We start from the raw sequence: 25741 nt of genomic DNA on the forward strand, positions 1-25741 counted from the left end.
CTGCCCCTCTGCCTCCCCTGCTTCCCCCAGGGCTGTTTCATTACACAAGACGAAGCAGTTTGTCAATATCATGAGAGAGAAATCTGTGAGCAGTTGTGATGGAAGTATGACCATTTCGGCGGAGGATGTTGAGAGCGATTGCGCGAATGATGGAAAGATTTGCCGGAGCATTGCCCATACGGATTGTCGAACTATCTTCTTTCAACACAACATCTTTCAACGGCAGTCGCCTCAAGTCGGGAAACCCGCCCACGGCGCTGCCTCCCCAATGGAGGCAATTTTCGATACCCCAATGAGCGCGAATACCGAAAGCAAATTCCTTTGCTGTCCGAATCAGACTGCTAATATAACAGACAATTTCATGATATTTTTTACCTTTTCTCGTACCAATTCTTTCAACCCTAATTAAAGATTGTATTCCTGTCCATTCTGGGTCAATTCCATTGATATCATGAAAAACTTCGACAGTACGTGTTGTCAATCTATCTCTAGTCTTTTCTGTCTCAACTATACGAGAAGTTGGTTTTCTGGTGCTAGCAATGTGTTGAATATGGCGATGTAGTTTAGGTTGATTATCTTTCACAGCAATGACGTAATCATTACCGCCCTCTATAATTATTTGGCAAGTTTTTTTTGGCAATGTAAAGAATCGAAACTGAATACCACACCTTCTAGACCCAATGCTGCGATTAGCTCTTGTACAACGAGTATTTCACTTTTTTGCTGATTCTCAAATTTACCCATGCCAACAACTAGCCCTCTTTTACCAGCAAATACTGATACTATACTGACAAAATTCTGATGAGATGAATTGTAGTTTTGCACTGTACCCTTAATACTTTTCCCATCTGTAGCACACCATTCTGCTGACTCTAAATTTACATAATCTTTTGCCCATTTATGAAATTTTTCCGCAAGTTTATCAAACTCTACTCCCATCACTACTCGTCGGATTGTTGAATATGAGGGAACTCCATGTTTTTGAATGCTAAATTTCTCTATTAATACTCGACGATGCCGTTTGACAAAATCGGGAACACCCACGATATCCCATATATCCATTCATTGTTCCCATGATGACAAACAGCAATACTAACCATAGTGGATGTCTTCGTCCATCAGTCGTTCTCAAGTCTTCGACTTGCTTCAATTGTTCAATCAGAGCTGCACCCATGATTTTTATCCCCCTCAACACTTGCCATTTTACCTGTTTTAGGGAATGAAACAGCCCTGCTGTATAGCCGGGTAGGTCTTTGAGAACTTGAGTATTAATGGTTTTGAAAAGACGTTCTACAATACCACCTTCGGGTAGGCGATCGCGTAGTTCACACTGAAAATCTAGTTTCTTACCAATAGCTTTGAGATGTTTTGAATTAAAATCTTTGCCACCATCTGTAAAAAAATATTGATAAGGAAGTCCGTATATATCCCAAAACTGTCCATCTCGTGTTACCACTGTCATCCACGATCCCGAACCGGGATTTCTAACTTTTGTCTTCTTTGTATGCTGTTCTATTAAAGGAGCTAAAATTCTATAAACAGTAGCTTGATGAGGATGATCTCCTGGTTTAAGTTTAAGATCTACCCTTGCGTGGCGCTATAGACTGTTGCGACATTATTCGCGAAAAACGACATATAATCTGCGAATGTACATGTATGACCGAAAGCAGGCGATCGCACATTCCAGACCTGTCAAAATTGGTAATGCGATCGTCTTAAATCTTAACATCGCTTGCATATCTTCTGCGATCGCATACTGAAGTTAATATACTGTGGTTGATAGTCGATCTAAATAATGCCTAAGAAAATTAGGGAGTTAAAACAATGGTTACGCCAAGTAGGTTTTACTAAACTCCCAGGAAAAGGAAGCCATACTAACTGGATATATCCCTTATATGCTGGAAAGCTAACGGTTTCAGGAAAGATAGTTCGGACGCTAAACCCTACCAAGAAAAGGATGTGCAACAAGCTATAAAAGAGGTAGAGTCCAAACAACAGCAACAGAAGCAGGAAGATGAGTAACTTTAAGTATCAAATGTTAATTCAATGGTCTGTTGAAGATAACTGCTTCTTAGTTGGATTCCCTGATTTTCCCGGACAGCGTTGGCGCACTCATGGCGATACTTATGAGGAAGTTGTGGCGAACGGCATTGAAGCGTTAGAATCCCTAATTATGGCTTACGAAGCCACAAATGAACCGCTTCCACAGCCAACAGTTTATCAAGTTGCGTAATTGAGTCTGTTACTATACGTATCAGAATTGGTGATGCGATCACTCTTACTGTATGAGTGTAAAGGGATGGGTAGTGCGATCGCACATTCAAAACCTGTCAGAATCGGTAATGCGATCGCTCTTACTGTAGTGTAAAGAGATGAGTAGTGCGATCGCACATTCAAGACCTGTCAGAATCGGTAATGCGATCGCGATTACTGGATTAGTTTAAAGGCATGGAGAGTGCGATCGCACCTTCAAACCCTGTCAGAATTGGTAATGCGATCGCACATTCAAAACCTGTCAAAATTGGTAATGCGATCGCACATTCAAAACCTGTCAGAATCGGTAATGCGATCGCTCTTACTGTAGTGTAAAGAGATGAGTAGTGCGATCGCACATTCAAGACCTGTCAGAATCGGTAATGCGATCGCGATTACTGGATTAGTTTAAAGGCATGGAGAGTGCGATCGCACCTTCAAACCCTGTCAGAATTGGTAATGCGATCGCACATTCAAGACCTGTCAAAATTGGTAATGCGATCGCTCTTACTGTATGAGTGTAAAGAGATGGGGAGTGCGATCGCCTAAACATAGCTTGCATATCTCTCAGATTTATTCTCCATCTTCCACCGCACCTAATGCTTTAAGGGTAGCTTTGTCAGCTTCGGTTAAGCCTTTAACACCTGTGATGTTCATACGTTCATAAGGGCGATCGCTAAGTGTTTTGATACAATCGCCTGTTTTTATATCCCAAAACTTAATTGTGCCATCACCACTACTACTAGCAAGCGTTTTACGATCTGGACTAAAATTAACTGAAGTGATCCACTGTGTATGTCCCTGTAAAATTTTTAGGCATTTACCACTGTTGACATCCCAAAGTCTTATAGTATTGTCAAAACTACCACTAGCAAGCATTTCATCTTCTGCACTTAAGGCAATGGAGTGTACCCCTATACTCTCATGCTGCAAAGTCTTTAAACATTGCCTACTATTGAGATCCCATAACCTAATCATCGCTTCATCACCGCTACTGGCAAGAAACTGACTATTTGAGCTAAAAACAACTGAACGCACCCAATTTGTATGTCCTTTTAGAGTCATTTGGCATGAGCCAGTGTGAATATGCCATAATCTTACAGTTTGATCTAAGCCACCACTGACCAAGAATTGACCGTCTGGACTAAAGGCAATTGATAAGACTCCACCGTTAAGTCCTTGAAAAGTTTTAAAACACTCACCTGTTAAAGTATTCCAGAGCTTTACAGTACCGTCACCACTGCTACTGGCAAGAAACTGACAATCTGGACTGAAGATAACTGAACGAACCCAATCATGATGTCCTTGCATAATTTTTAGACACTCACCAGTATCGGATTTCCACAACCTTACTGTTCTGTCATGACCACCACTAGCAATCATTTTGCTGTCAGAACTAAAAGCTACTGAACGTATCAAGTCAGTTTGTTCTTGGGTAAGTTTCAAGCATTTACCTGTCTTGACATCCCATATTTTTACTATTTGATCATTGCCACCGCTAACAAGACTTTGACCATCTGGACTAAAAGCGATTGAACGTACAGCATTGTTATATCCCTGAAAAATTCTCAAACATTCTCCTGTATCCACATTCCAAAACCTAAGTGTTTGGTCTCTACTGCCACTAGCAAGAGTTTTACCATTTGAGCTAAAAGCCACTGACCAAACTGAACTTGTGTGTCCTAGCAATGTTTTCAGGCATTTTCCAGTATGAAAATTCCATAACTTCACCGTTTGATCTCCACCACCACTAGCAAGAGTCTGACCATCAGGACTAAAGACCACTGAGTTGATCCAAATATCATGCGCGTGTAAAGTTTTCAGACATTCTCCAGTATTGACATTCCATAACCTGATTGTTTTATCGGCACTGCCACTGGCAAGTATCTGATTATCTGGACTAAAAGCAACAGACTCTACAAGATAGTTATGCCCGTGTAAAATTTTCAGACATTCTCCAGTATTGACGTTCCATAACCTGATTGTTTTATCGCTGCTGCCACTGGCAAGTATCTGATTATCTGAACTAAAGCTAACAGAGAGAACGGTTTTTGTATGTCCTGTTAGAGTTTTCAAACATTCTCCTGTATGTATATCCCAAAGTCTTATTATTTTGTTAGTACTGCCACTAGCAAGAATTTTGCCATTTGGACTAAAACTAACTGAACGTAACCAACTGTCATTTTCAGTTAACGTTTTTAAGCATTTACCGTTATGAAGATCCCATATTTTTATTCTGTGATCGTAACCACCAGTAGCAAGAATTTTTTCTATGGGGCTGAAAGAAACTGACCAGACTGCGGTTTGATGTCCTTCAAGAGTTAAAATTTCTTTTCCTGTTGACACATGCCATAAGTGAACTATGCCATCTGATTCATGACCTGTAGCTAAAAGGCTTGAATCTGGATTAAATGCAACAGACAAAATAGAACCAAAAGTTTCAGCAAATAGAGAATTTATCAGATTGGCTTGTGCAAAAGTGACATCACGTAAGCTGGCATAAGTCAAATCAGCACTATTAATTACCACACATGAAAAATCTTTTCCTTCTAATGCTCCCTTATCAACTTTCACCGCCAACGTTGCCGCATTCCCGCCAACATAACCTGCTTCATCTTCAGTTTTACCCCGCGTCGCTTCAATAACCTTAATAAGGGACTCATTATTAGCTAACATCGGCAGAAGTAAATCCATTACTGCTTTCGTGAGTGGTGCTTTACCAAATGTCTCTCTCAACTTATCCAAAGATTCACTTCTAAATTCCTTCAGTAGTGCGATCGCCTCACCACTCCCTTGACGCGAAAAATAACCAGACCAAGTATAATCAACAGGGGCGACAGTTTTATCTACAAGCGATCGCCCCTGTGCCAATTCCGTAAAATCACTCGCCAAAGCCCCCAACTCTGCGGCAAATTTATACGCTACAAAAAACTCTAACAGCGACCTATGCGCCGGAGTATAATCACCATCAGCATTGCGGACAAGCATCGTCTGCGCCATCATGTCATAATGCCAGTGGTCTAAATCTTTCTCTTCTTGAACACTAGAACCAAATAAGCGGCGTATGCGTTCTGGGAACAGCCGATAATTCAGGCTCATTTGGTCATTAGATAGCATTTCCCAAGAAAGTTCGCACAAAAAGTACAGTTTATCTGCCAAAGAAGTAAAAGTACGTTCTGCTTTGATATCGCGTTCCATCTTGCGCCGCACTGCATATAAATAAACCCGTGACATATCCACAGGTTTACCCGCTTCAATATCTGGCAATGCTTCCAAGATTAAATCGGTCATTACTGGACGACGGGCTAAGTCTAATAATTGCGGATTACTCAAGACTTGTTCAACTGTCGCGGCTTCAGCTTGGTATGACAAACAGGCGCGAATTTGCTCATCGTTGAATTTTTCCAATTCCAAAACTTCAAATTGCGGTGTTTCCCCGGTTAATTTTTTAGTTGATGCTTGCAATTCTGCATTGAGTAAAGCACGTCCTTCTTTCGCCTCTGGAAAATGCTCAGTCCGACAGGTGAGAATAACTTTAGCACCGGGAACTACCACCTTTGCCAGTTCCCAAAAGTTGTTAATCATCTGTTGACGATCAACTTTTGCTGCCATTTCGTCAAAGCCATCGAAAATTAGCAGCAATTTACCCATGCGGTTAAGTTGGTCAAAAACTTCGCTGTTGATGCGAATATTATGTTGGGTAAAAAAGAATCCTGCCAAAACATTCTCCACATTTATCGCTTTGGCAAAGTCACGCAAGGTAATTACTAAAGGAAGACGAGGACGTTCAACACCGCGTTTTTGAGCATCGCGGTAACGTTGCAGTGCAGTCCAAGCATAGTGAAAGACAAACCAAGTTTTACCTGTACCAAATTCTCCCAAAATGGAAATATGCTCTTTTGCGGGGTCATCAAGCCATAAATCGATATAACCATCAATCCAGCCGTCTTCTGCTTCATATCGACTCACCCCAATTCGCCGTTTGCTAATTGGGTCAATTTCTTCTTTTGTACAAGCAAGAGGTACATATTTAGTATCAATTTTCCGGCGTTTGATTTCTGCTTCTAACCTGTCGAGATAGGCATTAAAATTTGCATCCAAGTCAATCAGTTCGTCAAAAGTGAAACAATCAAGGCGATGATTTTCTTCCTTTTTGACTTCATCCCTTGCAGCGCGGGAAATGCGGCGGGTAGTTACTAACCATCCTTCATCAGTTTTTTGCGCCTCAACAGAGGAACGCAACGCCATGACATCACTCAGTCCCACTTCTCCAGCCACACCACGGATCAGAATGCGGTCATAACTGCGACGTACTGGGATGTTAATTATCCATTCAAAATATTCTTCTGCCCAGATTTCATATTTTTCAAAGTCATAGCCCAAGGTTTCAAACCATCCTCGCATTTGTTGAGCTAAGGCTATAGCCCTACATTGATTTTCATTTACACTTCCTGGTAATGCAGGATAATTCTGTGCTGCTAACCTAGCTATTTCTGTGCGAATACCTTCCAGAGTCGGTAATCTATCCAATTGTTCTTGGATACTCGCAATTCTGTTATGCAGAGAACCGATTTTCTGGTTCATCAACACATCAGCAGGTGTGCGGCTACGTTTCGCCACTTCGATAAATACCGTCGCAAATTCAGCTACCTCTCGCCTGACATCAAGCTCTAAACTTCTAATATCATCGCCCAATGCAAAGGCATCGAGAAAAGCATCAACCTCAGACAGCAGAATTGCAGGGTTATTGTGGTCTAATGCTGTGCGAAAAGCTTGTTTAATTGCTTCTTGTCGAAATAATTCCAGTAATGGTTTTGGTTTGCCAACACCGTACTCCACTAAGGCATAGGCGTAAACACCACTAAAATCAGCTGGTGGATGCTCTGGATCTAGGTTAAATTGCTGGAGTAATTTAATTACTGTCTCACTCCGCAGAATTTTTTCTTTAATCAAAGGATTGGCAATGCTAGTTATGGCGTTAAAAACCAGATCCAGATTAATCAAGCTCATGAGGAGACTCCGAAAGCACAGAGCTATATTGCTAACTAAGGGTTAATTACTATTAAAAATGAAGTATTGCTAAAAAAAGTTTTATTTTATACTTTTTCAATCATTCTCGGAAGAATATAGTCAGGTAATTCTGGCAGTTTGCGGATTGATTAGATTAAGACTTAATCGCTTTTTTAGTCTGAGTGACGATTTTGTCCAAAGTAGGGAGTACCTAAAGCATTAGGCGGTGTAGATTTGCCCATAAATCCAGCTAATGCCAATAAAGCGATCGCATAAGGTAGCATGACTAAAAATTGGTAAGGTACATTTGCCCCTAATGCCTGGATTCGCAGTTGTAAAGCTTCTGTAGCCCCAAACAGCAAACAAGCTAAAGCACTACCTATAGGATGCCATCTGCCAAAAATTAATGCTGCGATCGCAATAAATCCTTTACCTGCACTCATCCCTTCGGCAAAAAATCTTACCTGTACCAGAGCTAAATAAGCACCTCCTAAACTTGCAAGAGTGCCACTAATTATCACAGCGATATAACGGACAAATAATACGGAAATTCCTGCCGTGTCAGCAGCTTGAGGAGATTCACCTACTGCCCGCAATGTCAGTCCAAAGCTAGTTTTAAACAAAATGTATGTAGTTAAAATAACTAAGATAAATAACAAATATACTAAAAAATCCTTCTGAAATATTAGTGGACCGATTAGAGGAATGTTGGCTAAACCAGGAATAATAATTGTCCCAATTCCAGGTAACTGCTGCGTACTACTGCCACTAAACACTAACCGAGCCAAAAACGATGTTAATCCAGCTGCAACAAGATTAATTGCTAGCCCAGATACCAATTGATCGACACGCAAAGTTACACATAAAAAAGCATGAAGTAGTCCGACTAATCCCCCAGCAATTAAGGATGCAAGGATACCAAGCCAGGGATTATTAGTGTAGAAAGTAGCCACAGCGCTAGTAAAAGTACCAGTAAGCAACATTCCTTCTAAGGCGATATTTAACACTCCTGATCGTTCCGAGTACAATCCTCCAAGAGCTGCAAATGTTAAGGGAACGGCTAGACGTAAAGTAGCTATTAAGTAATCAGAAAAGAAGTTGAGATGATTCATAAAGTTATTTTTTAATGCAGAGGTTCGCAGCAGAAAGTGCAAAGTTTCGCAGAGTTTTCTTTGTGTTCCTCTGGGTTAAACCTTCGCGTTCCTTTGCGTTTTTACTCTTATCTCTCTTTCGACTGCAAGACTAATAGCAATAAATAACACCATAAACCCTTGAATTGCGTAAACTACAGTTATCGGCACACCTGCGCTACGCTGCATCACATTCGCACCACTGCGAAGCGCTGCAAAAAACAAAGAAGTCAAGACTACACCGATAACACTACCACGACTTAAAAAAGCGATCGCAATAGCATCAAATCCATAACCGGGGGAAACTTGTTCAAATAGCCGATATTTCAACCCCATCACCTCACAACTCCCAGCTAACCCAGCTAAACCACCTGAACAAGCCATAACCAGCATGATGGTACGTTCAACAGATATGTGGGCATAACGGGCGGCAATCGGGTTAAATCCCACTGCCGTAATTTGATAACCTAGAGGCGATCGCACTAATAATACCCATAAAATGCCTGCGGTAATTAAACCGAATAAAATCCCAGCATGGGCAAGGCTTTGGGGTAATATTATCGGCAAACGGGCTGTTTTAGCAATTAATGGCGAATAAGGACTAGGCGCATCTGTTGCCATTAATGGATTTTGTACAAGGTAGCTAACTAAATTCACAGCGATATAGTTGAGCAACAATGTAGTAATTACCTCATTCACTCCGCGCATGGCTTTGAGATAACCAGGAATCCAACCCCAAACTGCACCAAAAAAAAATCCTGCCAAAAGTGCTAAGGGGATATGAATCACCGCAGGTAATCCTTGCACATATAACCCAATTAAAGTACTTCCCAATGCACCTAGATAAATTTGTCCTTCTCCACCGATATTAAATTGCCCAGCCCGCAACGCCACTAACACGCCTAAACTAGCGAACAATAGCGGTGTCATTTTGGTGAGGGTGTTACCAAATCCAAAGTAGGTAGAGAGAGATTCTTGAAATAAAATGCTGTATGCGGTGATGGGATTTGCCCCAGCCATTAGCATGAGGATAGCACCAACAATGAGGGCAGAAACAATCGCAATTAGCGGTGATAGTAGGGGTAGCAATCTAGGATGAATCCGATTAATTAGTGTCAGCACGAGCCTAACCCAATAGAACGCTTGCACTGAGGCATAACTAGGAATTTATGTGGTGGTGTTTCCAGCTTGAAAAATCTGCTCGGCGGTTAAATTCAATTCCGGGAAAGTAGGTGAGATAATGCGATCGCTCCCACGGAACTGTCTGACTTGGTATTCGCCCTCAACTAGTGAATAAATCGATATTGTAGGCTCTTTGGAATTGCCAATGAACGATTTGCCTGCCAGAGCTAGGTAATCTACAATCCAATACTCTAGAATACCAACTTCTTCATACACACCACGCTTAGTATAATAGTCAGTACGCCAATTGGTACTAACTACCTCAATCACCAAAGGAATTGATGCGGACTGAGTAACAGTAGATTCTTTTTTCCACAAAGGTTCATTTACCAGATTGGAGCGATTGATTATTAATACATCTGGAGAATAACCGGATTCATTTTCAGGTGGTTTTACGAGTGCTGTTTTTGGTATGAAGTAAGGAAGTTTAAGCCGATCATATTCGATTGGAATTTTTGTAGCTAAAAATCCTGTGATCTCTTCATGATCGCCCAATAGTTGTGTCATTTCTACAATTACTCCATCATGCAGTTCATATCGCCCCCCGTCAGGTTTCCACTGTACAAATTCTTCAAAGGTTACTAGCTTGGTTTTAGGTAAAGCTTGAGTCATAGAGTCACCTTTATGAATTTTTTCTGTTTTTAGTGTTGTTGCTAATATAACCTGAGTTTGGAATAAGCTGAAACCTTGATTCTGGCGTTAGTTTGGAAAGCCAGAAAACCTTATTATCTTGTCTTAGCAATTAAGATTAAGTCCTTAATCCGAACTGAGGTTAATTAATTCCCCCAGCCATCAACAAACCAATATCTTCCACCTTCGCCGTGGCTGCATCCAAAATAGCCACAAACTCACCTCTGTAGATTACGGCAATGCGATCGCTCATGGCCATCACTTCTTCTAATTCAGTAGAAATATACAAAATTCCGGCTCCGCGATCGCGTTCTGTTAAGATTCGAGACTGGACGGCTACTGTCGCCCCGACATCTAACCCCCTGGTGGGTTGCATAGCAATAATTAAAGCTGGTGCTTGCGCTAGTTCTCGCGCTAAAACTACTTTTTGTTGATTTCCTCCCGAAAGCTGACTTACCTTGACATCAATCCCATTCGCCCGAATATCAAACTCTTGCATTGCAACTTGGGCATGATTAGCGATCGCTTCTTGTTGTAACAAAAAACGGCGACAAAATGGTAGATATTTAAAAGCTTTTAAAATCAAATTTTGAGCGATGCTAAATTGCAACACCAATCCCATTGTTTGCCTATCTTCTGGAATATAGCCTACTAAAGAATTTCTGTGCGTAAACTCAATTTTACCCTGCTTAATAGTCTGCAAAAGAGCGATGTCTGCGACGGGCTTTGCCAACGCATCAGCTAATTCTCGCTGTCCATTGCCATCGACACCAGCAATTCCTAAAATTTCTCCCGCCCGTAGTTCAAAAGATACATTATTTACAGCAGGAATATTTCTTTGATTAGTAACTTGTAAATTTTGCACCGACAGGATGATTTCTCCTGGTAATGTAACATTTTTATTTAACTGTAAAGCTACTTGCCGTCCTACCATCAATGTTGCTAATTGCTGAGGTGTCGCCGATGAAGTTGATGTTGTTGTTACTACCTTTCCCTGGCGCAAAACTGTGACTGAATCACAAAGATTCATTACCTCTTCTAATTTATGACTAATAAAAATGATTGCATTTCCTGCGGCTGCCAATTGACGCAAGATAACAATTAATGATTCTACTTCTGGCGGTGTCAAAACTGCTGTAGGTTCATCAAGAATCAACAACTTTGCTCGACGATAGAGAACTTTGAGAATTTCTACCCGTTGTTGTGTCCCAACAGACAAACTTTCAACTTTGGCAGTGGGGTCAATTTCTAATCCATAAACTTGGGATAATGCGGCGATTTCTTGCTGTTTATCTTGTAAATTTAGCCACCAAGTTTTCTGCGTTCCTAAGATGATATTTTCTGTAACAGTCAAGTTTGGCACAAGCATGAAGTGTTGGTGAATCATCCCAATGCCTAATTTCATTGCCTTATTTGGTGAGGTAATTTTCATTGGTTGCTCTTGGAGATAAATTTCACCAGCATCGGGTTGATAAAGTCCACTAATAATATTCATTAAAGTACTCTTACCTGCACCATTTTCCCCTAATATTGCATGGATAGTTCCAGATGCAACAGAGAGATTGATATTGTCGTTAGCAATAAAAGACCCAAAGCGTTTAGTAATATTGTTTAAGCGTAAATAGTTCATGTTTGCAAAACTGATAGCTCGTAGTGAAAACTTTAGTCTTTAAAATGTCGGCTAAAGTCTTCACCACAAAAGTTTTTTAGTATAGTCTGCTAAACCTATTACAGTACAGTACAGCGTAAACAAACCACCTGTTTTAAAAATCGCCAAAAAACTTGCCCTATAAGCTTTTTGACTTCTGCCCTGCGGTACTATGTTGTTTTCTTCACGCAACGCGTATCCTTACCAGCCTCTTTGCAGTCTTCAAAAACGATTTTTTTATTAACAATCTCTTGCTTTGCATTCAATGCCTTTTGCTTAACCACTTCCGGCACAATTGCCCCAAATTTACCTAAAAATAATATATCTGGTCTTTCTAAACCAATTGTATATATTTGTCCTTTGATTTGTTTTTGTTTGACTAGTTCTGCTATGTAAACTATAGCTAAATCTAAGCGTTTCACTGCGCTAGTTAAAATAGCTTTTGGTGCAACATCTAATTGATCCTTAGTGTTACCAAAAGCATATACTCCTTTTTCGGCTGCTGTTTGTAAGACTGCGGCTGAAGCATTATCTAACCATTGATAGATGACATCAGCACCAGAAGAAATTAACGCTAGAGTTGCTTCCTTAGCTTTGGCAACATCATTCCAATCACCCGTAAAAGTAGAAGTAATTTGGATATTTGGTTTAACAGACTTTGCCCCTAATTCAAATCCCCGCAGTTCTCCCTCGGTAGCAGGAAACTTCTCTCCAGCAATATAAGCTAATTTATTAGATTTAGTCATAGAAGCACCGATTATGCCACATAAATAACTAGCTTGTAGGTGATCTATTCGTAAAGAAGCAATATTCTCAGCTTTGAGATTACCATTTACTCCCACAAAAAATGTGTTGGGGAATTGTGAGGCGACTTGTTCAATTGCAGCATCAAATTGTCCGCCATGCGCGAAGATGAGATTGTAGCCTTTACGAGCAAAATCTGTTAATACTTCTGTTTGATCTGCTTGTGCTACTTTTTCTACATAGGCGGTTTCTGCACCTAGCTTTTGTTTTGCTAGATTGATTCCTTCATAACCAGATTGATTCCAGCCTTTATCGGTAATTGTACCAGGCAGAGCGATCGCTATTTTAAACCCTTCAGTACCACCCGTTGGTGTCGTCGGCTGATTACTGCAAGCTTGCACCACTAAGCTAGTAGTAAACGCGGCTGAACCAAACAAGATAAATTCACGCCGACTAAAGTTTGTTGTCATACCTTACCTTCAAATAGATAGTTATTTTAGTTATTTCAACACTCTAAAGTCGTAGGTGGTTTTTTGGAAATAATTTCTCTTGAATTTCTCAATCAAGGCACAAAAATCTATCTTCTCAAATAAGTTATCTTGACAGCGCAGGGATAATTGGAGTGTTATTTGTTACCGTTTTTTAGCGCTTGTGTTATTTTGAAGTCTTAATCACTTCATTTGTGCAGTATAGGCTTGTAACAAATAGCACTAAAAAAAAGCTATAAAGCTACCATTGAAGGGGAACAAAAATTTCCGCACTCAAGTATGGATATTCGCGTACCAGAATGTGTTCGTCCAGTGTTAGCTGATTATTTATTGTCACTAAAAACCGAACTCCCTAATCTGATAGATGCTTGTTATATTCACGGTTCTATTGCACTTGATGCATTCAATCGACACTTTAGTGATATTGATTTTATTACCATTCTCGCGCGACGAGCTACAGCACAAGAAGTAGAAAAACTCAAAGCGGTTCATCAGCAGGTAGAAATGCTTTACCCCGAATGGAAACTAGAAGGAAGCTATTTACAATGGGAAGACTTAGGGCGGGAGCAACAAGAAATTGTCCCCTATCCCTATTACCATGACGGCGTTCTGCGTTCTGCTGGTTATCATGATGTGAACCTTGTCACTTGGTGGGTGTTGAAGCATCGAGGTATTTCCATTATGGGACTTTCACCACAGACCCTTGCATTTACAGTCGATGGGAATCTGCTGCGGACAAATATTCAGGAAAATCTCAACAGCTATTGGGTGAGTTGGACACGTCAGCCAAACAAAATAGCATATTTAGTAACGGATAGTGGTATTCAGTGGGCTGTGCTTGGCATTCTCAGACTGTTTTACACGTTGAGGGAGCATGATATCACCTCAAAAACCGAGGCTGGTCGATATGCATTGGTGCATCTTCCAACACAATGGCATCGGCTGATTACTGAAGCAATTAACCTCCGCTCAAATCGGCACGGCTCCTGCTACCGTAGTAGAGTGAATCGGGCTATTGAGGCAGTACGTTTTTTGCGATACGTAATTAATGTATGTAACAAGCAAGCGCCGTGAAATATCTCACCCCCGTTCTGGAGGCGTTACGCTTTATATAAGGAAATAAATTTAGTTAAGACCCCAAAATGTCCTCACCACAAATCCCATCCTATGCTTGTGACAACTCTCTAGACCAGCCTTTATCCACTCTGCCGTCTTGGAAAATCAAACTGCTGTATGACGGTCAATGTCCCTTGTGTCTGCGTGAGGTTAACTTTTTGAAGAACCGGGACGCGGGTCGCGGGCTGGTGGCGTTTGTAGATATTGCAGCTGATGACTACAATCCCCAAGCGCATGGCAATGTTGACTATGAAACTGCAATGGGGCGTATTCATGCTGTGTTGCCAGACGGAACGCTAGTTAAAAATGTTGAGGTTTTCCGTCGCATTTATGAAATTCTGGGGATGGGTTGGGTCTATGCTGCAACTTCCTTACCAGTTATTGGTGCTATTGCCGACTTCCTATATAGGGTTTGGGCAGATTGGCGACTTTTCCTCACCCGACGACCAGATTTAGCGACTATTGTACAGGAGCGTTCTTCTCGACAAGCTTGCCAGACCCAAAACCGTTGTCGCTTAATAGATGGAGATGACTAAACCCAGTTTCACAATAAACTTGTCCGTAAATTTATAACTCAGTCTGTACAAGGGTTTTAAAGGATGCTTATATGTCATCGCTCAACATAGCAATCAGAGTTTGTGATAGTTGATGATAGTTTTTTCAATAAACTTAACCCGATCGCTTAAGCCAGCAGATCGCGCCTTGGCTCTTGCTTTGGCAACTAGATTGGGGTCTTTTTCAATACCAACAGCCTGGATATTATAACGTTTTGCCAGAGCGATCACGCTGTTTCCTAACCCAGCAGCCAGTTCTAAAACTGTTTCATCAGCAATACCTTCGCCAAAAAAAGAGTATGAAGAGAGAGGGCGCTTTGTAGTAGAGTTGTTGTCTTCCCAAACGACAACTCAAAAGCTACAATTCGCCCATGTTGGACATCCTATCACTGTTACAATGCCTGCTACCGCAGATCAACGCTACGACGATGCGCCGAATGAACCAGATCATCATGGCCATGTTAGCAATGAGCGGCCGAGCCACCATGTTGGGAATTTCTCGTTGGACAGACATTGGTGGTAGTTATCGGACAATGTTGAGATTTTTTCATACAGTAATACCTTGGGCAACATTGTTTTGGCTGTTTTTTCGTAAACATTTATGGCGAAAGGATGAAGTATATTTGCTTGCCGGAGATGAAGTTGTAGTCAGCAAGTCGGGTAAACAGACTTATGGGTTGGATAGATTCTTCTCTAGCCTAGTAAACAAACCTATATCAGGGCTATCTTTCTTTGTCTTGTCGTTAGTAAGTGTTGAGCAAAGACAGTCATTTCCGATTCAAATAGAACAAGTAATCAAGAGTAATACTAAAACAAATATTCAGTTGTCAAGCGAAAAAATAAAAACCAAAGAAAAACGTGGACGTGGACGACCAAAAGGGAGTAAAAACAAAAATAAAACCGAAGTGATATTCACATCTGAACTATTGCTAATTAAAAAGATGATTAATTCACTATTCAAGTTAGTAGCTAATTTTATTCCCCTAACATACTTGGTAGTAGATGGTCATTTTGGTAACAACAACGCTTTACAGATGGCACGACAAGTGAACTTGCACATAATTTCCAAGTTGCGCCACGATTCAGCATTATATATCCCTTATGAAAATCCTGACTATCATAAACGCTCTCGTCGTAAATACGGTGACAAACTAGACTATAGTAATATACCTGACAAATATTTATCTAAAAGTAGCATTGAGGATGAGATTCAAAGTGATATTTATCAAGCCACTCTCCTTCACAAAGAATTTGCCCAAGCTCTAAATGTAGTGATTTTAGTCAAAACCAATCTTAAGACTAATGTTCGTAGCCATGTAGTTCTATTCTCCAGTGACCTGGAATTATCATTTGAAAAAATAATTGATTATTACAAACTCCGCTTTCAAATCGAGTTTAACTTCCGTGATGCAAAGCAGTTTTGGGGGTTGGAAGATTTTATGAATCTGAGGCAAACTGCGGTAACTAACGCTGCTAATTTCGCATTTTTTATGGTTAATTTATCTCATCATCTTCTCGCTGATTTTCGCCTCATTAATCCCGGCTCCGGCATTATTGACCTTAAGGCTCATTATCGTGGCTTTCGATATATCCATGAAATTTTAAAAATGCTTCCAGAAATCCCTGAGCCTATTTTATTAAACCAGATTTTTGCCAAGCTTACTTCTTTAGGACGCATTCATCCCGTTTCTACGGGCGTTGAACCCTCGTAATTTGGCAGAGGTATTGATCAGGTAGTTTTATAAGCCCAGAGCAAAACATTAGCTTTTATTCTGGTCGGCGATCGCTACTCGATAAGTCAAACCGCAATTGCTCGTACAGCACAACTTCTATGCAGAAGGACGACAGGTCATGACCCCTTCTTTCTGCGTGTTAGCATTGGTTTTACTGCCCATAGCTCGAATCTTTATTGTTGGTTCATAGCCGGGATAACAACGCACCAAAACAGTATCTTCAGATCGAGTCACGTACAGAACATAAACTGGTTTGCCTCCTAATACGGCAGTTACAAGACTGGGGGGAAGGGGGGCAGTTGCAACAATTGTTGAGTGCTTAAAAGAGTGTATATCTAACATTTGAGATAGAACAGATTTTGACTCAAAAAACTGCAAGCATACCAGTACTAACGCCGTAATCATGATTAGTACAACAGAGAATTTAGCGGATCGTTTGAACATGGTTTAGTTTATATCAAGGGTTTGGTATAGATGTGTCAGGTAGCCAGAAACATAGGGTTTTGTAGCAGACTAATTTTTAGTAATATTCGCCGAGTGAAGATGCCATTGACGTTGCTGTTTAGTAGAGCCAGGAACATTGTTGACTCGCCGCAGCACATAGCTACCGTGAAATCGCTGCAAAGTTCCATTAGTGGTGATAGCAGTAACAGTGACCGGAATCTTAATGTATAATGAGCCTGCTGCTCCCTCTAATTGACCCGGTTTTTCAACCTCTACAGCAACGGATGCGGTGTCGGCAAAACCCTGCTTAAACTGCTCAAATGACTGCTTACTAGCAGTACCACTTCCCTCCCAAGCCGAGTAGGCTTGTTTATAGTCTTGACGATTGATAGCAGTGTAATAGTCACGGATAACTTGGACTGCTTGCTGCTGAAGTGGCTTGTCACCAGTAGCGTTTTGTGTAAGAAAGACTGGTGGTGAGGTCGGACTGGATGTGACCAACGGATTTGCAATCGCTGGGGTATTTGCGGGAGGTTGTTGTGATGTGGTAGAGGAATTACAGGCTGTAATCGCGATCGCGAGTAGCATTGATCCAATAATCATACTTTTCTGTTTTAAGCATATACATAAAGAGCAGTATCAACAAATATCTCATCTACGCTCATTTGTGCGATTGGGGCTGATGCTGGAAATGTGGTAGTTTGATATTTTTGAAAATACTGGGGTAATCAAAAGCATGATAAAGCTTCCCTGTCAGAACATCCCGTTCGCCTAGCGCGATCAGCCGAAACATCCCCACGGCGATCGCCGCACCCATTGGCGGAGCAATTGCATAAATCCATTGATGATGCCAATTTCCACTCACCAGTGCTGGAGCGAAACTCCGCGCTGGATTGAGACTGGTTCCCGAAATTGGAGCTTCTTGCCACACCATCCCCGCAATTAACAGCCAAACTACCAAAGGTGTCCAACGCATCAGCCGATGATGACTGACAAAGATAAAAATTGTCAACACCAAGAGAAATGTAATCGTGACTTCTGATAAAAATACAATCCACAGTGGGTAATTCCATCCGGGCAGCGTCATGCCGTTACTAACACTTTTGGCATAATCTCCCCATAAAGTCACAAGCAATAACACAGCAGCGATCGCTCCGAGAAATTGTCCAATTACAAAGCCAACAAAATCTCTCAGGTGCATTTTGCCGTGTATCCAAAATGCGAGTGATACAGAAGGATTGATGTGAGAGCCACTCAGTTTGCCAATCGGCGAAACAGCTACAATCGCTCCACTTCCAGCAAAAATTAGTCCCGTAATCAGCCGCCGAATGCTGGAATCAGGTACAAGCTGTTCTATTGGCAAACCATGCCCAAAGTTCAAGACAATTGCACTCAAACCGATGAAAATATTGAAAGCGGCTCCCAAAAATTCTGCAAAGTATTCGCGCCAATGCCACTGATGGCGATCGCTATTATGCATAGCTGGTAAATTTTGTCAAAGAGCTTGCGTTAACGCCGATCGATTAACTAAAAGAGCAATTGATCACAAACTCATAAAACCTCCTCTGGTTGCTGGATTGTTTTTAATGCCCATCCGCTAATCCAACATCCCCATCCATCTATAAATATGATGAGAATAGCTGTTACATAAAAGAGTAAACCCCAACCTTCCGCAGAAACTTGAGGAATATGAGCAGGACCAATAGCTATCAAATGAATATAGATTGAGAAAAAGATAGAACCGATCATTGCACTTAGCAACAGCCAGATACCAAGGCGGTAGAACCATGTCCAGAGTAAAACGGTGGCAATGATGGGAGCGATAAAAATCACAACTACGACAAACGAACTTTGAAGCGGGGATAGAGGGACTGGAATTTTAATATGGGCTAAACCATGCAATGCATTTGCGATCTCGTGCATCACCACGATCGCAGTTCCATATTGAGCAATTTTCATGGGTTATCTCCTGATTAGAAATAATTACTGAGGCTCGTCCAAAATTGAACTGTAAGCTTGCGGTTCTTGAATGCGGTGTTGGGCATATTTCCGTCGAGCCTTGACTATTTCCTGATAAACTTTTTTACGAGCTAAATTGACACTACCTAATGGTGCGTGTTCTGGGAGGGTATGCCAAGCCATGAACGATAGACCTTCATCCAGTCGCTTTCGCTCCTCGAAGTCAAATTTCTGAGCGGGAATTTTGATGGTTGCAAGCTTGATAAACGGTGAGTCTTCCTCTTTCCACTCCTGCATCGGATCTTCAATTGGAGTTTTTTCATCGTTAACATATAGCTGCACTAAAAAGTCAAAGGTTGCATCTTTACCTTTTTCTGTGAGGTATTCCACAACTGCTTCGCGCAGGTAAGTCTCAGAAGTCGGGGGCGAACTAGGAATATCTTGCTGATCAGGTTTGACAGAAAACTTGATGGATTGAGAGCCAAGTTGATAGGGAGTTGTACTCCAATATTGAATTAGCAGTGGATTTGCAACTTGTTTGCTCGTGATTGCTTTGAGGACTTCAAACGTGGGTTGTAGCGATCGCAGTTCTTCTTCATTCGCCTGACCGACGCTTGCTTTCGTCAAGTTAGCAAACCCTTGGGCATCGCGCACAAAGAACACCGGATGATTAATCAGCAAAAAGTCTTGAGTTTCTTGCTCATCATCGAGAACTTTTTCACCTTCTACCTGTAAAAGTTTAATAGCAAGCGCGCGAACATCGGGATCGAGGTCTGAGGCGAGTTGACCGCGCTTTTGTGCTGGGGAAGCGTTGGATAGTCTCATCCAAATTGGGTAGGTTTTGGGTTGGGCAAAAACACCGACTCGCAAAGATTCGGGAATATTATCTTCAACTTTGAACTCTCCCCAAACCAAGCCGTGACTTTTAGGATGGTCTTTTCGCAAATCTGGACTTTTCTCGGCTTGAACTTTGAGATCTATATCCAGGATGGTATCAGTAGCCGCTTCTTGAGCAGTAGTGGATAAATAAGATATACTCATGGTTTTTTTTCTTTATAATGCAAGATTAATGAATTATGGGGATTTGCCTGTTTCCTGTTCCCCGTTCCCTGTTCCCTTTTAAAGCTAAGGAGTATCAAAAGACTTTCTCTGGTTGCTGGATTGTTTTCAATGCCCACGCACTAACCCAACAGCCCAATACATCGGCAATTACTATCACAATGGCTGTAATTTGGAATAGCATTCCCCAACCTGTAAAGGCAACTTGAGAAACATGATCGGGACTAATTACAAGGAAATGATTGTAGATGCCAAAAAGCAGCGATCCAGCTATTGAACTCAGCAACAGCCAGCTACCGAGGCGGTAAAACTGCGTCCAAAGTAAAACGGCGGCAATGATGGGAGCAAGAAAAATTACAATCGCCACAAACGAACTTTGAAGCCCAGAAAGGGCAACTGGAATTTCTATATGTGCTAAACCATGCAGTCCGTTGGCGATCGCATGAACAACCGCGATCGCTGTTCCATACTGAGCAATTTTCATCTTGCTTCTACCTCAAATTATTAACAAAATTTAGGGTTTGAGTTCCCTACAATTAGGTGCAGCACATTTTGTATCGGGGTAAAATCCCCATTACAAAAAGTAATTGCGTTAGCCAGTCCACAAGCTTGATTGCGAATTGTTATGAGTTAGTTGGTAAGTACTTTCTGTGCTGGCTTTGCAACTTTACCTGCTTTAATTAAATCTGCTGCTTTTTCGCCGATCATAATGGCTGGCGCGTTTGTATGTCCTGTATTGAGAGTTGGCATGATCGAAGCATCGACAACCCGCAACCCTTCAACTCCATAAACCCGCAGTTGGGGGTCTACAACTGCCATTAGGTCAGTACCCATTTTACAAGTGCCGATGGGATGAAATACCGTGCCGCAATTTGCCCGGATGTATGCTTCCAAAGCTACATCGTCAGTGACATCAGCGCCTGGAGCTACTTCTCGACCGCGAAATTCATCAAAAGCACTGGTGTGGAACAATTGGCGCATTAACTTAATCCCTTCGATAAACTTCTGCACATCGGATTGACTTTGCAGATAGTTTAGGCGAATCATCGGTGTGTCTTTGGGATCGCAAGAGCGTAAACTGACACTGCCAATGTTTTCAGGATGAACTAAAGCAATCAGACCCGTGAAACCCAAACCAGAGTTAGGATAGCCAGGAGGTGCCCACATAATTGGGCCAAAGATTAATTCTAAATCTGGTGCAGCCTCGTGATTGTTCTTGCTATGTACAAACAATCCAATTTCAGCACAGCCATTGCTGGTCTTTGCCGTATGTAAATCACAAGTTGCTTCGTAGGGAACAGGGATGAGAATGTGATCTTGCAGGTTTTGACCCACACCGGGTAAATGAGCCACCACAGAAATTCCCATTGCCTGTAATTGTGCTTTATCGCCAATGCCAGAAAGCATGAGCAGCTTGGGCGAGTCAAAGGAACCCGCACTGACAATCACTTCTTGATTAACTCTGACCTGATGCAGCATTCCCTCATGCAAATATTCCACCCCAACGGCGCGAGTGCTTTCAAACAACAACCGCGTCACTAACACACTTGTTTGCACCGTTAAATTCGGACGAGTTAAAATCGGCACGAGAAATGCCGCAGCCGTACTGTGCCGTTTGCCGTCTTTGACCGTTAGCTGAATCGGCCCTACTCCTTCTTGCTTGATGCCGTTGAAATCAGGATTGTAATCGTACCCTAATGCCACGGCTGCATCAACAAATCGTTGAGAGATGGGAGCAGGGGAGATGATATCAGTAATGCTCAACTCTCCATCTACGCCATGATATGCGTCAAATCCGCGTTGCTGGTGTTCGGATTTTTTAAAGTAAGGCAATACATCCTGGTACGACCAACCAGGATTTCCTAGTTCCTGCCAGCGATCGTAATCGTGAGCATTGCCCCGGATATACACTAAGAAATTAATCGAACTGCTGCCTCCCAAAACTTTGCCACGAGGACAAAAAATTTGGCGATCGCCCAGATACGGTTCAGGTTCAGAAAAGTATCCCCAGTCCACCTCAGTTCCAGGTAGGGTTGTGCAGTCCAACGGAATTTGAATTTCTGGTTTTGTATCTGGATTGCCTGCTTCGAGCAATAATACAGTTGTGTCAGGGTCTTCAGTCAAACGGTTAGCAACTACGCAGCCTGCTGAACCCGCACCAATTACAATGTAATCATACTGAGTCATGATAGTTTCTCCTTCTTCGTTGTCTGTATTGGATTAACGTGAGTTCAATGAGTACTGTTTTAACTACCTTGTACACACAAGTCTTTTAAAGTTGTTATGTAAGACAGAGAAAGTTATTTTTTGCGCTTCGATGCAATAAAGGTGCAAGGCAATACAATAAAGATGTAAAGCGATGCAATAAAAATGTAAAGCGATGCAGTAAAAATGCAAGGCGATGCAATAAAAATGTAAAGCGATGCAGTAAAAATGCAAGGCAATACAACAAAGATGTAAGGCGATGCAATAAAAATGCAAGTCAAAGTGAGTTAAAGCTTTAAAGCCTGTCGCGATCGCTTGTCTGACTTATCTTGGTTATGCGGTCTGTGGAAGTATCTTAACGATGAAAAATGCTGGAAAGAACAGCAGTACAAATTTTGGATTTTAGATTTGAGATTTTGGATTAAAAGACTTAATTACAAAGTTGTTTCACAAATTCAAAACAATACTTTCTCTGCCAATTTGGTGTAAGAAATTGAATATCGTTTCTTGATTCTGAGAATATAGAAATTGCTCTCACTTTGTCACATCCCCTGTGATAAGTTTTTCTACTAGCAATAGGGATAGGGGTTAACTTACTCTTAGGGCTAGAAATAACCTATCCTTAAGAGCAGGTATTTTAGACAATTATAGAAAAGCACAGTCAATGATTTGTAATAATTTTTATTTTACAAAATATTGCAATTTTATGGATAATCTTTTTGCTAAAGCAGACAAATTTAAGCTGTTCAAGATACTAGACTTAATTGGACGCTTTTCATCCCAAAAAATTAGAGAAGAATAGAACTCTATTGCTGGTGCAGAAGTCAAAAGTGCAAATGTTTGGCTAGCAATGCGTTCGTCATCAAAACTTAGAAAGTAGACAGTATCATCAAAGACAATAACTTTATCATCCATTTTACCAACCAACCGAAAATCTAGTTTTTTATAAAGTCCACAAATTGCAATCTTCCAGGGAGCGAATGTGTACGAACCAACTCCAAATATAGAAAAGCGGAAACTGTTTTGATAAATTTTGCTTTTTCTATTATCTAAATATTTTGAATGAGTCTCTAAATATTTCCAAGTTCTAGGAGCTAAGTCTCTGATTTCCTCAGTTTTCTCGCCAATATAACTTTGCGTGACTAAAACATATCGCTTAACGCTTTTTGTGCGATTATTAGCGATATCAGAACCTTTAACTAAAGGAAACAGATAAGTCTCCTCAATATCAACAACTTCTCCTAGTCCGTTGATAAAGGTATCGTTAACTTTACAAAGTTCCATTACACTAGAACAATCATGCTTAATCCCAGAGCGCCATTTTAATCCCATCTTCGGATTATGTAAATCTTGCAGTCTATCGAAAGACATCACATCTCGAATCTGAGTATTATTACGATAACCTATTCGATAATAAGTATCAGAATTAAGACTATCGAAGACATTACAAAAGTAGTTTTGCGAAGTCGAGTCAAATTTACAAAACAGAAGACAAGCATCAACAGTTGCATTAAAATATTTTTTTGCATCTATTTTGTAAGTTGCACAGTAAGCAAGATTTAAACTTTGTGAATAAAGGTAATTTAATATTTTTCTAGCAACAGAAGTTTTGCATAACATCGCCAGATAAGCTTCATGCTTTTGCAGACATTGAATTGAATGAATCAACATCCACTCAGAAATATCAAAATTGCTCTTGCCTGTAACTGCATCTAAACCTTTGTGATTCTGAAAATTAGTTTTTTGGGGCAAGTTATTACCACTAATTACACCTTGTTGAGAGTTAGTCACCCAAGGAAAGTTTCCTAGTACCAAGATTTTTCCACTAAACTCATCCCTCAATGATGACCAATCAAACTCAAAAAAATTTCCTTGCTGAACTTGGATTCTCTCATCATTTAAAAGCTGATGATTATTGACAATCTCTTGTATGTAGTCTTGATTGATTTCCAATCCAATGATTTTGCTTGCCGATGGAAACGAATATGCAGCAGCTTGAATAAAGTTACCAATACCACAAGTTGGCTCAACAATCATATCAGGACTTACACCAAGTTCTAGTAATTTATGGCAAATTTTTTCAGCTAACTCTAATGGAGTCTGAAAGTCTCCATACTCTGTTTTCAGCTTTGGAGTAACCTGAATCATAAGTTTGCTCTATAAACAGCAACTACACCTGCTTCTTGCCCAGCACGCTCAATGACTCTTCCATATTGTAGCCGCCATTGCAAAGCATTGGAAATCGTTAAAAATCCTTGAATTGGAGGATTCGCAAGTATTTCATCCGTAATGTTTGCTGCTTCAATTTCATCAACAGGCAAGTTTCGATCCAGCATAAATGCAATCAAATCATCTTTATTTCCTTCATTGTCCAAAATATTACGAATTCCGCGAGTCATCTGAAAATCTGCTGTTCTTTCAGCAGCCACAAAAATCGTGTGTAAAATACTTAAAGTTGCTGTTCGGCTTGTGCTGTTGTCTGCCTTGTCGTAAACAAAAATAATTAACGAATATCCAAGACCAAAAATCTTTTGTCGTGCAGATTTAAAAGGACATGACGACTGAGGTTGTCTAATGCTGGTTACTTTTACGTCAACAAGCAAACCGGGAAAATCGATTCCACTGGCTGAATTGCCTTCCAAAAACTCATATTTTCCTTTGAGATAAAGTCTAAACTTCTGCTCTAAATATGTTCCAACAGCTTTACCATCTGTAACACCGTAAAGAATTGGTTCTGGATGCTGAGACTCGGCTGCTGAAAAGATTGCTGCTTCAGAGCATAGGGTTTCTAACGTCAAGATTGGCATAGGCGGTTGAATTATTAAAGTGTAATAATACCGCGCTTGAGGGCAACAATCATTGCTTGAGTGCGATCGCCTACTCCCAATTTACTCAAAATATTTTTCACATGGAATTTCACCGTACCCTCAGCGATCGCCAAAACAGTGCTAATCTCTAAGTTACTCTTGCCCGTTGCCATCAAGCGCAATACTTCCAATTCGCGATCGCTTAGTTCTGGACTCCGCAATCTTTCTGCTAGTTTTGCACCCACGGCGGGAGGAATGTACTGCTGACCATTGTGAACTGCCCGAATTGCTGTCAGTAGTTCATCTGGTTCTGCATCCTTTAATACATAGCCTTTTGCACCTGCCCGCAGTCCGCGATAGATGTCTTCGTCGCTGTCGTAGGTTGTCAGGACAACGATTCGAGCCTCGGCAAACTCAGCGCAAATAGTAGCGATCGCATCTACACCACTGAGTTCCGGCATCCGCAAATCCATTAATGTGACATCGGGTTGATGTTGGCGGAAAAATTCTACTGCTTCGTAGCCGTTGCAGGCTTGCCCTATCACAGTCATATCCGGTTGATAGTCGAGTACGGCTGCTAGACCTTCTCGCATAAATGGATGGTCGTCAGCGATTAAAATGCTGATTGCAGAGGAGTTAGAAGGGTGCGTCATCGGGTTTGTACCCTCACTGTGATTTCTGTCCTTTGTTTTTTTATCTCACGCAAAGGAAGAACTAAGGGAACTCCAGAAAATAATTTCGCTCCTTGAAAACGGCTTTCTCTTCCCCCTGCCTTAAAA

At 41.1% G+C, this 25741-nt stretch carries 23 protein-coding genes and 2 pseudogenes; 5 read left to right on the top strand and 20 right to left on the bottom strand.

The features are described from left to right. Positions 1-40: 40 nt before the first annotated feature. A pseudogene (locus QI031_RS31815) lies at positions 41-1062 on the bottom strand (ISAs1 family transposase). Further along, positions 989-1462, bottom strand: a complete 474-nt coding sequence (locus QI031_RS26595; protein ID WP_281482579.1) for a transposase family protein — start codon at positions 1460-1462, stop codon at positions 989-991. Before QI031_RS26595 ends, QI031_RS31815 begins: the two are co-directional and overlap by 74 nt. 333 nt (positions 1463-1795) lie before the next feature. Between QI031_RS26595 and QI031_RS31820 the strand changes: the two are divergent. Beyond that, positions 1796-2022, top strand: a pseudogene (locus QI031_RS31820) (type II toxin-antitoxin system HicA family toxin). Beyond that, positions 2015-2233 carry a type II toxin-antitoxin system HicB family antitoxin gene (locus QI031_RS26605; RefSeq protein WP_281482580.1) on the top strand — a complete coding sequence of 73 codons (219 nt, stop codon included), beginning with the start codon at positions 2015-2017 and terminating at the stop codon, positions 2231-2233. Before QI031_RS31820 ends, QI031_RS26605 begins: the two are co-directional and overlap by 8 nt. Before the next feature lie 202 nt (positions 2234-2435). Here the strand turns inward: QI031_RS26605 and QI031_RS26610 are convergent, their stop codons facing one another. The 8 genes from QI031_RS26610 to QI031_RS26645 form a co-directional block, all read right to left on the bottom strand. Further along, complete coding sequence (locus QI031_RS26610) at positions 2436-2612, bottom strand: hypothetical protein (protein WP_281482581.1); 177 nt, start codon at positions 2610-2612, stop codon at positions 2436-2438. 44 nt (positions 2613-2656) lie between these two features. Further along, a complete protein-coding gene (locus QI031_RS26615) occupies positions 2657-2815 on the bottom strand; it encodes a hypothetical protein (protein WP_281482582.1) in 159 nt (52 codons plus the stop codon). Between the two features lie 11 nt (positions 2816-2826). Then, the gene (locus QI031_RS26620) at positions 2827-7263 is read right to left on the bottom strand and encodes a WD40 domain-containing protein (protein ID WP_281482583.1); all 4437 of its coding nucleotides are present in this window, start codon (positions 7261-7263) and stop codon (positions 2827-2829) included. A gap of 173 nt (positions 7264-7436) precedes the next feature. Continuing rightward, positions 7437-8375 carry an ABC transporter permease gene (locus QI031_RS26625; RefSeq protein ID WP_281482584.1) on the bottom strand — a complete coding sequence of 313 codons (939 nt, stop codon included), beginning with the start codon at positions 8373-8375 and terminating at the stop codon, positions 7437-7439. Between the two features lie 75 nt (positions 8376-8450). Then, positions 8451-9512, bottom strand: coding sequence for an ABC transporter permease (locus QI031_RS26630; RefSeq protein WP_425526047.1), 1062 nt, complete (start codon positions 9510-9512; stop codon positions 8451-8453). Between the two features lie 48 nt (positions 9513-9560). Beyond that, the gene (locus tag QI031_RS26635) at positions 9561-10187 is read right to left on the bottom strand and encodes a Uma2 family endonuclease (protein ID WP_281482586.1); all 627 of its coding nucleotides are present in this window, start codon (positions 10185-10187) and stop codon (positions 9561-9563) included. Positions 10188-10347: 160 nt separating this feature from the next. After that, complete coding sequence (locus QI031_RS26640; RefSeq protein ID WP_281482587.1) at positions 10348-11835, bottom strand: ABC transporter ATP-binding protein; 1488 nt, start codon at positions 11833-11835, stop codon at positions 10348-10350. A gap of 188 nt (positions 11836-12023) precedes the next feature. Next, positions 12024-13067, bottom strand: coding sequence for a BMP family protein (locus QI031_RS26645; RefSeq protein ID WP_281482588.1), 1044 nt, complete (start codon positions 13065-13067; stop codon positions 12024-12026). Between the two features lie 297 nt (positions 13068-13364). Here QI031_RS26645 and QI031_RS26650 point away from each other — a divergent pair, with 297 nt between their 5' ends. Continuing rightward, positions 13365-14159 (top strand): aminoglycoside adenylyltransferase domain-containing protein, encoded by a 795-nt coding sequence (locus QI031_RS26650; RefSeq protein WP_281482589.1) that lies wholly within the window; start codon positions 13365-13367, stop codon positions 14157-14159. A 68-nt stretch (positions 14160-14227) separates the two neighbouring features. Continuing rightward, positions 14228-14737, top strand: coding sequence for a thiol-disulfide oxidoreductase DCC family protein (locus QI031_RS26655; RefSeq protein ID WP_281482590.1), 510 nt, complete (start codon positions 14228-14230; stop codon positions 14735-14737). A 93-nt stretch (positions 14738-14830) separates the two neighbouring features. On the opposite strand, the gene QI031_RS26660 is transcribed toward QI031_RS26655, so the two are convergent. Beyond that, a complete protein-coding gene (locus QI031_RS26660) occupies positions 14831-15034 on the bottom strand; it encodes a methyltransferase domain-containing protein (RefSeq protein WP_281486130.1) in 204 nt (67 codons plus the stop codon). Positions 15035-15126: 92 nt separating this feature from the next. On the opposite strand from QI031_RS26660, the gene QI031_RS26665 reads away from it, so the two are divergent. Next, a complete protein-coding gene (locus QI031_RS26665; protein WP_281481729.1) occupies positions 15127-16467 on the top strand; it encodes a transposase in 1341 nt (446 codons plus the stop codon). A gap of 534 nt (positions 16468-17001) precedes the next feature. On the opposite strand, the gene QI031_RS26670 is transcribed toward QI031_RS26665, so the two are convergent. The 9 genes from QI031_RS26670 to QI031_RS26710 form a co-directional block, all read right to left on the bottom strand. Beyond that, positions 17002-17535, bottom strand: coding sequence for a hypothetical protein (locus tag QI031_RS26670; protein ID WP_281482591.1), 534 nt, complete (start codon positions 17533-17535; stop codon positions 17002-17004). Positions 17536-17593: 58 nt separating this feature from the next. Then, on the bottom strand, positions 17594-18412 hold the full coding sequence (locus tag QI031_RS26675; protein WP_281482592.1) for an MIP/aquaporin family protein: 819 nt from the start codon (positions 18410-18412) through the stop codon (positions 17594-17596). Between the two features lie 71 nt (positions 18413-18483). Beyond that, positions 18484-18891: a hypothetical protein gene (locus QI031_RS26680; protein ID WP_281482593.1), complete on the bottom strand. Its 408-nt coding sequence runs from the start codon at positions 18889-18891 to the stop codon at positions 18484-18486. Between the two features lie 24 nt (positions 18892-18915). Next, complete coding sequence (locus tag QI031_RS26685; RefSeq protein WP_281482594.1) at positions 18916-19932, bottom strand: catalase family protein; 1017 nt, start codon at positions 19930-19932, stop codon at positions 18916-18918. Between the two features lie 94 nt (positions 19933-20026). Continuing rightward, positions 20027-20434, bottom strand: a complete 408-nt coding sequence (locus tag QI031_RS26690) for a hypothetical protein (protein ID WP_281482595.1) — start codon at positions 20432-20434, stop codon at positions 20027-20029. 146 nt (positions 20435-20580) lie between these two features. Next, entirely contained in the window at positions 20581-22137 is a 1557-nt protein-coding gene (locus QI031_RS26695; protein WP_281482596.1) for a GMC family oxidoreductase, read from the bottom strand. A 699-nt stretch (positions 22138-22836) separates the two neighbouring features. Further along, positions 22837-24303: a class I SAM-dependent methyltransferase gene (locus QI031_RS26700; protein ID WP_281482597.1), complete on the bottom strand. Its 1467-nt coding sequence runs from the start codon at positions 24301-24303 to the stop codon at positions 22837-22839. Then, positions 24300-24962 carry a type II restriction-modification system restriction endonuclease gene (locus QI031_RS26705; protein ID WP_281482598.1) on the bottom strand — a complete coding sequence of 221 codons (663 nt, stop codon included), beginning with the start codon at positions 24960-24962 and terminating at the stop codon, positions 24300-24302. Before QI031_RS26705 ends, QI031_RS26700 begins: the two co-directional genes overlap by 4 nt. A gap of 14 nt (positions 24963-24976) precedes the next feature. After that, the gene (locus QI031_RS26710) at positions 24977-25615 is read right to left on the bottom strand and encodes a response regulator (protein WP_281482599.1); all 639 of its coding nucleotides are present in this window, start codon (positions 25613-25615) and stop codon (positions 24977-24979) included. Positions 25616-25741 lie beyond the last annotated feature (126 nt).

The sequence above is a fragment of the Halotia branconii CENA392 genome, assembly GCF_029953635.1.
GTDB lineage: Bacteria > Cyanobacteriota > Cyanobacteriia > Cyanobacteriales > Nostocaceae > Halotia > Halotia branconii.

Bases quoted from the DNA above. Each gene is read 5' to 3' on its own strand.
- QI031_RS26645 (WP_281482588.1), bottom strand. From the start codon at position 13,067: ATGACAACAAACTTTAGTCGGCGTGAATTTATCTTGTTTGGTTCAGCC.
- QI031_RS26700 (WP_281482597.1), bottom strand. From the start codon at position 24,303: ATGATTCAGGTTACTCCAAAGCTGAAAACAGAGTATGGAGACTTTCAG.
- QI031_RS26650 (WP_281482589.1), top strand. From the start codon at position 13,365: ATGGATATTCGCGTACCAGAATGTGTTCGTCCAGTGTTAGCTGATTAT.
- QI031_RS26675 (WP_281482592.1), bottom strand. From the start codon at position 18,412: ATGCATAATAGCGATCGCCATCAGTGGCATTGGCGCGAATACTTTGCA.
- QI031_RS26685 (WP_281482594.1), bottom strand. From the start codon at position 19,932: ATGAGTATATCTTATTTATCCACTACTGCTCAAGAAGCGGCTACTGAT.
- QI031_RS26595 (WP_281482579.1), bottom strand. From the start codon at position 1,462: ATGACAGTGGTAACACGAGATGGACAGTTTTGGGATATATACGGACTT.
- QI031_RS26635 (WP_281482586.1), bottom strand. From the start codon at position 10,187: ATGACTCAAGCTTTACCTAAAACCAAGCTAGTAACCTTTGAAGAATTT.
- QI031_RS26615 (WP_281482582.1), bottom strand. From the start codon at position 2,815: ATGCAAGCTATGTTTAGGCGATCGCACTCCCCATCTCTTTACACTCAT.
- QI031_RS26680 (WP_281482593.1), bottom strand. From the start codon at position 18,891: ATGAAAATTGCTCAATATGGAACTGCGATCGTGGTGATGCACGAGATC.
- QI031_RS26625 (WP_281482584.1), bottom strand. From the start codon at position 8,375: ATGAATCATCTCAACTTCTTTTCTGATTACTTAATAGCTACTTTACGT.
- QI031_RS26705 (WP_281482598.1), bottom strand. From the start codon at position 24,962: ATGCCAATCTTGACGTTAGAAACCCTATGCTCTGAAGCAGCAATCTTT.
- QI031_RS26620 (WP_281482583.1), bottom strand. From the start codon at position 7,263: ATGAGCTTGATTAATCTGGATCTGGTTTTTAACGCCATAACTAGCATT.
- QI031_RS26695 (WP_281482596.1), bottom strand. From the start codon at position 22,137: ATGACTCAGTATGATTACATTGTAATTGGTGCGGGTTCAGCAGGCTGC.
- QI031_RS26670 (WP_281482591.1), bottom strand. From the start codon at position 17,535: ATGATTATTGGATCAATGCTACTCGCGATCGCGATTACAGCCTGTAAT.
- QI031_RS26655 (WP_281482590.1), top strand. From the start codon at position 14,228: ATGTCCTCACCACAAATCCCATCCTATGCTTGTGACAACTCTCTAGAC.
- QI031_RS26640 (WP_281482587.1), bottom strand. From the start codon at position 11,835: ATGAACTATTTACGCTTAAACAATATTACTAAACGCTTTGGGTCTTTT.
- QI031_RS26690 (WP_281482595.1), bottom strand. From the start codon at position 20,434: ATGAAAATTGCTCAGTATGGAACAGCGATCGCGGTTGTTCATGCGATC.
- QI031_RS26665 (WP_281481729.1), top strand. From the start codon at position 15,127: ATGTTGGACATCCTATCACTGTTACAATGCCTGCTACCGCAGATCAAC.
- QI031_RS26605 (WP_281482580.1), top strand. From the start codon at position 2,015: ATGAGTAACTTTAAGTATCAAATGTTAATTCAATGGTCTGTTGAAGAT.
- QI031_RS26710 (WP_281482599.1), bottom strand. From the start codon at position 25,615: ATGACGCACCCTTCTAACTCCTCTGCAATCAGCATTTTAATCGCTGAC.